The sequence below is a fragment of the Saliniramus sp. genome, from assembly GCF_035311605.1.
Classification (GTDB): Bacteria; Pseudomonadota; Alphaproteobacteria; order Rhizobiales; family Beijerinckiaceae; genus Saliniramus.
This window is the reverse complement of the sequence record NZ_DATGCW010000257.1, coordinates 1-7,934: the sequence shown is the minus strand read 5'-3', so window position 1 is coordinate 7,934 and position 7,934 is coordinate 1. Positions and strand designations below refer to the sequence as shown.

Genomic DNA, 7,934 nt, shown 5'->3' with positions numbered 1-7,934 from the left:
CGGCGAGTTCTTCTTCATCGAGGTCAATCCGCGCATCCAGGTCGAGCATACGGTAACGGAGGAGGTCACCGGCATCGACATCGTCAAGGCGCAGATCCGTGTCGCCGAAGGAGTCGCGATCGGCGCGCCGGAATCCGGCGTGCCGGGCCAGGCCGATATCAGGCTCAACGGCCACGCCCTGCAATGCCGCATCACCACGGAAGACCCCGAGCAGAATTTCATCCCCGATTACGGGCGCATCACCGCCTATCGCGGCGCGACCGGATTCGGTATCCGCCTCGATGGCGGCACGGCCTATTCCGGGGCGGTGATCACGCGGTTCTATGATCCGCTTCTGGAGAAGGTCACCGCCTGGGCGCCCAATCCGCAGGATGCCATCGCACGCATGGACCGGGCCCTGCGCGAATTCCGCATCCGTGGCGTGGCCACCAATCTCACCTTTCTCGAAGCGGTGATCGGCCATCCACAATTTCGCGCCAACACCTATACCACCCGCTTCATCGACGAGACGCCGGAACTCTTCACCCAGGTCAAGCGCCAGGACCGGGCGACCAGGCTGTTGAACTATCTCGCCGATGCCAGCGTCAATGGCCATCCCGAGACACGCGATCGCGCCCGCCCGAACGCGGAAGCGGCGGCCCCCGTCATTCCCTATTGCCCGGATGAACCTCGCGCGGGCACGAAGCAGCGCCTCGATGCGCTCGGCCCGGAGAAATTCGCTGCCTGGATGCGTGCGGAAAACCGGGTGCTGTTAACCGATACCAGCATGCGCGACGGCCATCAGTCACTCTTGGCCACGCGCATGCGCACCCACGACATCGCCCGCATTGCCGGCACCTATGCGCGCGCCCTGCCGGATCTTTTCTCCCTCGAATGCTGGGGCGGGGCAACCTTCGACGTCGCCATGCGCTTCCTCACCGAAGACCCCTGGGAGCGGCTGGCGCTGGTGCGCGAGGGGGCGCCCAACATCCTCCTGCAGATGCTGCTGCGCGGGTCGAACGGAGTGGGTTACACCAATTATCCCGACAATGTCGTGCGCCATTTCGTCAGGCAGGCGGCTTGCGGCGGGGTCGATCTGTTTCGCGTGTTCGATTGCCTCAACTGGGTCGAGAACATGCGCGTCGCCATGGATGCGGTGCGCGGGGAGGGCAGGCTGTGCGAGGCGGCGATCTGCTATACCGGCGATCTCGCTGACGCGAGCCGCCCGAAATACGATCTGAAATACTATGTTGCGCTCGCCCGCGAGCTGGAGGCGGCGGGCGCGCATATCATCGCCATCAAGGATATGGCGGGGCTGCTGAAACCGGCCTCGGCGCGGGTGCTGTTCAAGACACTGCGCGAGGAGACGGATCTGCCGCTGCATTTCCACACGCATGACACTTCCGGCATCGCGGCGGCCACCGTGCTCGCGGCGATCGACAGCGGCGCCGATGCGGTGGATGCGGCGATGGATGCGTTGTCCGGCAACACCTCTCAGCCCTGTCTCGGCTCACTGGTCGAGGCCCTGCGCGGCCATGAGCGCGATCCCGGTCTCGACCCGGAATGGATCCGGCGGATCTCGTTCTACTGGGAGGCGGTGCGCAACCAGTATGCCGCGTTCGAGAGCGACCTGAAAGGGCCGGCTTCGGAGGTCTATCTGCACGAAATGCCCGGCGGGCAGTTCACCAATCTCAAGGAGCAGGCCCGTGCCATGGGGCTGGAGAGCCGCTGGCACGAGGTGGCGCAGGCCTATCACGACGTGAACCTGCTCTTCGGCGACATTGTCAAGGTGACGCCGTCATCGAAGGTGGTGGGCGACATGGCCCTGATGATGGTGGCGCAGGATCTGAGCGTCGCCGACGTTGCCGATCCCGACAACGATATCAGCTTCCCCGATTCGGTCATCGCCATGCTGCGCGGCGATCTCGGTCAGCCACCCGGTGGCTGGCCCGAGGCGATCACCGCCAAGGCGCTCAAGGGCGAGGCGCCTGGCACCGAGCGACCCGGCGCGCTGCTCGCCCCGGCCGATCTCGCTGCCGATCGCAAGATGCTGGAAGCCGAGCTGGAGCGGGAGGTCAGCGATGCGGAATTCGCCTCCTGGCTGATGTATCCCAAGGTCTTCACCGATTTCGCCCGCGCCTCGGAAGAATACGGCCCCGTCTCCTGCCTGCCGACGCCGAATTTCTTCTACGGCATGGCGCAGGAGGAGGAGATCCTCGTCGAGATCGAGCGCGGCAAGACGCTGGTCGTGCGCTGCCTCGCCTTCGGTGAGACTGACGAGGACGGCATGGTCACGGTCTTCTTCGAGCTCAACGGCCAGCCCCGGCGCATCAAGGTGCCTGATCGGGCGCGTGGTGCGAGCGGTGGCAAGGTCAAGCGCAAGGCGACGCCGGGGGATGGGACCCATATCGGCGCGCCGATGCCGGGTATCGTCTCGACCATCGCGGTCGCTGCGGGCCAGAAGGTCCAGGCGGGTGACGTGCTGCTCTCCATCGAGGCGATGAAGATGGAAAGCGCCCTGCATGCCGAGCGCGACGGCACCATCGCGGAGGTGCTCGTCCAGCCTGGTGAACAGATCGACGCCAAGGATCTGCTCATCGTCTATGCTGTGCAGTGAAAGCAGTCGGCCAGGGGCAAGTCTGCCAGCGGCACTTGGCGCGCGATGATTGCTTGACCCGTTCAATACGCCTGCTAACCATCGGCAATGTGGGGGGCGTATTGCATGACCATTCCCAATCTGATCACGATCTTTCGCCTCGTTCTCGTGCCGCTCGTCATTCTGGCGATCCTGCAGGGTGCCTGGGGCGTGGCTTTCGCCATGTTCGTGATCGCAGGCATCTCTGACGGGGCCGATGGCTATATTGCGCGGCGGTTCGACATGCGCAGCGAATTCGGCGCCATGATCGACCCGCTTGCCGACAAGGCTCTGGTGATCTCCATCTTCGTGACACTCGCACTGGTCGGCGAAATTCCAGTCTGGATCGCCGTACTGGTGGTGTTTCGCGATGCGATGATCGTCATGGCCTTCATGGTGGCAGGGCAGCTGACGCGCCCGATGAAGGTCAGACCCCTGATGATCTCGAAAGTGAATACGGCTGTGCAGATCGCTTATGTGGCGCTGGTTCTGGGCCTGCTCGCGCTTGGTATCGCCGCGCCGCGGGTCGAGACGTTCATGCTGTGGAGCGTTGCGGTCTTGACCGTCATCACCGCCGGCGCCTATCTCGTGATCTGGTTGCGGCACATGACCCGATGACCAGATCCTGCGCGCTTGCGCCGCTTTTGCCGAGGGTTCGATGACCATACAGAAGCAATTCGGATTCTGGATCGCGGCGCTCGTCGTCTTTGTTCTGTTTCTGTGGCTTTTCAGCAGTATCCTGCTGCCTTTCGTCGCCGGGCTGGCGCTGGCCTATCTGCTGGACCCCGTCGCCACGCGGCTCCAGCGCCTGGGGCTCGGACGGCTCGGGGCGACGCTGCTGATCCTGAGCCTCTTCGTCATCGTCTTCGTGCTCGTCCTGATCCTTGCCGTTCCGCTGGCAGTGCGGGAATTGAACGCCTTCCTGCAGATGCTGCCGTCTTACGTCGGTCAGCTCCAGCGTCTTGCCTACGAGCATGGCGGCCCGCTGCTGGAACTGGTCGGCGGCGCAGAGGCCGGGCGGGACGTCGAAAGCTCCATCCGTGACATGGCGGGAAATGCCTCAGGATATCTGCTGACGCTGCTAGGATCGATCCTCGCCGGTGGACAGACCTTGCTGTCCGTCATGTCCCTGCTTGTCGTGACGCCAGTCATCGCCTTCTACCTCCTGATCGACTGGCACAAGATGGTGGCGAGGGTCGATTCATGGCTCCCGCTGCGCCACCGCGACACGATCCGGAAGCTGGTTCGCGAGATCGATACGGCGCTGGCTGGTTTCGTGCGCGGGCAGGCGGCCCTGTGCCTGATTCTCGGTGCTTTCTACGCCATCGGCCTGAGCCTCATCGGTTTGAATTTCGGCGCCCTGATCGGTCTTACTGCGGGATTGCTGAGCATCATCCCCTATGTGGGTTCCTCCGCCGGGCTGCTGCTCTCCGCCGGCGTCGCGATCGTCCAGTTCTGGCCGGAATATTTCTGGATCGTGATGACGCTCGTCATCTTCTTCTCCGGGCAATTCGTCGAGGGCAACGTGCTGCAGCCGAAACTGCTGGGCGCATCGGTGGGTGTGCATCCGGTCTGGCTGATGTTCGCGCTGTTTGCTTTCGGGTCGCTGTTCGGCTTTCTCGGCCTGCTGATGGCGGTACCGCTCGCGGCAGCGGTCGGTGTCTTGATGCGTTTCGGGCTGCGTCGCTACCTCGCCAGCAGCTACTATCGCGCGGATGGCGAGCCGGTCGCGAAAGCCGCAGAGCCGCGTCATGAATGAGCGCCCGTCGCGCGCCCGGCGCAAACCGCTGCAGGCGGATCAACTCGCCCTCGATCTCGCTCTCGAACCGCGCTATGGCGGCGAGGATTTCCTCGTCGGGGCCTCCAACGAGCACGCCCATGCCCTGATCGAAGCCTGGCCCGACTGGTCCGACCGGATCGTCATGATCGAGGGCCCGCCTGGCAGCGGCAAGACGCATCTCGCCGCGATATGGGCCGAGCGCGCCCATGCCTGGACGGTGGATGCCGCGCAGATCAGCATGGCGCGGGTGCCCTATCTCGTCTCGAACCGGGCGCTCGTGATCGAGGATGCCGATCGCGGGCCGCGCGATGATGCGGCTTTCTTTCACCTGCTCAACCTCGCGCGCGAACAGGGTACCAGCGTGCTGATCACCGCGAGCGCCCCGCCTTCGGCCTGGGGGCTCGCCACGCCGGATCTGCTCTCGCGCCTGCGGCTCGCACCCGGTGCGCGGATCGATCCGCCGGATGAAGGGCTCTTGAAAGCGGTGCTGGTCAAGCTCTTCGTCGATCGTCAACTCCTCGTCGATACCCGCGTCGTCGATGCGCTCGCCCTGCGCATCGACCGCTCGCTGGCCCAGGCGGGGCGGGTCGTCGCGGCGCTCGACAGGGAAGCCCTGCGGCGGGGACGACGGCTGACGCGCAATCTCGCACTGGAAATTCTCGCCGACATGCCCGACCTCGCGGAGGATGGGGCTGATGAATCGGGCGAAGAAGATGGGGATGGGGTTTCCTCCGGGGGCGACAGCACACCATGATCGATTAAGATGCCCCCGTCGCCAGAATGTCGCAAAGGCGCGTCAGATTGCGATTTTTGGGTGACGAAGAAGGAGAGAACCGGTGCGCGCCAGCCTCAGTACAGCAGCCGATGTCGACGAGATCGCGAATGTCGAGGATCCGCCGGTCGTGCAGAAGGGCGCGCCGCCTCAGGGGCGCGATCTGCTGGGAACGCCGCATCGCTTCGTCAACCGTGAACTCTCCTGGCTGGAATTCAACCGCCGCGTCCTGGAGGAGGCCTCCAACGGTAATCATCCGCTGCTCGAACAGCTGCGCTTTCTCTCGATCTCGGCCAATAATCTCGATGAGTTCTTCATGGTCCGCGTCGCCGGCCTCAAGGGGCAGGTGCGCGAGGATCTCACCGCCGTCTCGCAGGACGGGCTGACGCCGAGCGAGCAATTGGCGCGCATCGGCCAGGAAGTCGCCACGCTCACGGTCGATCAGCAGGCGCGCTGGCGGGAATTGCGCGACGAATTACTGGGTGAGGAAATCGCCCTCATCGGCGAGGATGACCTGTCGAAATCAGAGCGGGTCTGGCTCGAAGATCATTTCCTGCATCATATCTTCCCGATCCTGACCCCGCTCGCCATCGACCCGGCCCATCCCTTCCCCTTCATCCCCAATCTCGGCATGTCGCTGGCGCTGAAGCTGCGCCGTCAGAGCGACGGCAAGCTGCTCAATGCTCTGATCCGCTTGCCCTTGAAAATCGACCGGTTCATCAAGCTGCCCGATTACGGCGATCACGGCGGCATGCGTTTCATCACGCTGGAACAGGCCATCGTGCTGCATATCGGACGGTTGTTTCCCGGCTACGAAGTGATCGGCCAGGGCTCCTTCCGGGTGATCCGCGATTCCGATATCGAGATCGAGGAAGAGGCTGAGGATCTGGTGCGCGTCTTCGAGACGGCGCTGAAGGAGCGTCGGCGCGGCTCGGTGATCCGGCTTGAAATCGAGGAGCGCATGCCCGAGGATCTCGGCGCTTTCGTCGCCGCCGAGCTGCATGTCGCGCCGGAAGAACGCGTCACCATTGACGGTATGCTGGCGCTCGGGGAGTTGTCGCAGCTCGTGGCGCTGGAGCGGCCGGATCTGAAGTTCAAGCCTTACAAACCCCGCTTTCCCGAGCGCATCCGGGACCAGGGCGGGGACTGCTTCGCGGCGATCCGCGAGAAGGACATTATCGTCCATCACCCTTACGAATCCTTCGATTCGGTGGTGCAGTTCCTCAACCAGGCGGCGCGCGATCCGCATGTGGTCGCGATCAAGCAGACGCTCTACCGCACCTCCAACCAGTCACCGATCATCGCCGCTCTGGCGGAAGCCGCCGATGCCGGCAAATCGGTCACGGCTCTGGTCGAACTGAAGGCACGCTTCGACGAGGAGGCCAATATCCGCTGGGCCCGGGATCTGGAGCGCGCCCATGCGCAGGTGGTCTTCGGCTTCATCGAGCTCAAGACCCATGCCAAGCTCTCCATGGTCGTGCGCCGCGAGGGCGGCCAGCTTGTCACCTATTGCCATGTCGGCACCGGCAATTACCATCCGATCACCGCGCGGATCTACACGGATCTGTCCTATTTCACCGCCGATCCGGTGATCGCGCGCGACGTGGCGCGGATCTTCAACTTCATCACCGGCTATGCCGAGCCCGCCGAGCTGGAGCGCATGGCGGTCTCGCCTTACACGTTGAAGAAGCGCCTTCTCCAGCACATCGCGGAAGAGATCGAGCATGCCCGAGCCGGGCGCCCGGCGGCGGTCTGGCTGAAATGCAACGCGCTCGTCGATCACGAGATCATCGACGCGCTCTACGAGGCGAACGGCGCCGGCGTGCAGATCGATCTGGTCATCCGGGGTATCTGCTGCCTGCGGCCCGGCATTGCGGGCCTGTCGGAGAATATCCGGGTCAAGTCGATCGTCGGGCGCTTCCTCGAACACAGCCGCATCTATGCTTTCGGCAATGGCGAGGGATTGCCCGGGCCGAAGGCGCATGTCTATATCTCCTCTGCCGATCTGATGCAGCGCAATCTCGACCGGCGCGTCGAGGCGCTGCTGCCGATCCATAATCCGACGGTCCATCAACAGGTGCTGGAACAGATCATGCTGGCCAATCTGCTCGATAATCAGCAGAGCTGGCGCCTGCTCCCATCCGGGGCGGGCGAGCGGATCAATCCGGAGCCGGAGGAAGAACCCTTCAACGCCCACAAGTTCTTCATGACCAATCCCAGCCTGTCAGGCCGGGGCGAGTCCTTGAAGACCTCCAGCCCGAGGTCGCTGCTCAAACGTGGACAACGCAACTAAGAATTTTCTGATGCGCGACGAGGCTCCCGGCCGGCTCAAGGTCGGGCGCCCGGTCGGCATCATCGATATCGGCTCCAACTCGGTGCGCCTCGTGGTTTATGAGGGACTGACCCGCGCGCCGACACCAATATACAATGAGAAAGTGCTTTGTGGCCTCGGTCGCAATGTGGCTTCAACCGGAAGACTCGACGAGGAAGCGGTGGCGCGCGCGCTTCGTGCGCTGGCCCGGTTCAAGGCCTTGTGCGCCACGATCAAGGTCGGCAAGGTGCATGTGCTCGCCACCGCCGCTGCCCGTGATGCGCAGAACGGTCCCGATTTCCTGGCCGAGGCCGAGGGCATTCTCGGGCAGGAAATCGAACTCCTCTCCGGCGCCCGTGAGGCAGAGCTCTCGGCGCTCGGTGTGATTTCCGGCTTTCACGAGCCGGACGGGATCGTGGGTGATCTCGGCGGTGGCTCGCTCGAACTCATCGACATC

5 protein-coding genes and 1 pseudogene are annotated in these 7,934 nt (G+C 63.9%); all 6 read left to right on the top strand.

Features of this window, described 5'->3' with window-relative positions:
- Nucleotides 1–2,596: pyruvate carboxylase (gene pyc, locus VKP01_RS11730; protein WP_324412483.1), on the top strand; the 2,596-nt coding region annotated here is incomplete at its 5' end.
- Nucleotides 2,597–2,701: 105 nt separating this feature from the next.
- The gene (locus VKP01_RS11725) at nt 2,702–3,232 is read left to right on the top strand and encodes a CDP-alcohol phosphatidyltransferase family protein (RefSeq protein ID WP_324412482.1); all 531 of its coding nucleotides are present in this window, start codon (nt 2,702–2,704) and stop codon (nt 3,230–3,232) included.
- A gap of 40 nt (nt 3,233–3,272) precedes the next feature.
- Entirely contained in the window at nt 3,273–4,373 is a 1,101-nt protein-coding gene (locus VKP01_RS11720; RefSeq protein ID WP_324412481.1) for an AI-2E family transporter, read from the top strand.
- Nucleotides 4,366–5,148, top strand: coding sequence for a hypothetical protein (locus VKP01_RS11715; RefSeq protein ID WP_324412480.1), 783 nt, complete (start codon nt 4,366–4,368; stop codon nt 5,146–5,148). The genes VKP01_RS11720 and VKP01_RS11715 overlap by 8 nt, the downstream gene beginning before the upstream one ends.
- A 148-nt stretch (nt 5,149–5,296) precedes the next feature.
- Entirely contained in the window at nt 5,297–7,459 is a 2,163-nt protein-coding gene (locus VKP01_RS11710) for an RNA degradosome polyphosphate kinase (RefSeq protein ID WP_324412484.1), read from the top strand.
- 10 nt (nt 7,460–7,469) lie between these two features.
- Nucleotides 7,470–7,934 (top strand): annotated as a pseudogene (locus VKP01_RS11705) (exopolyphosphatase); the annotation flags it as partial.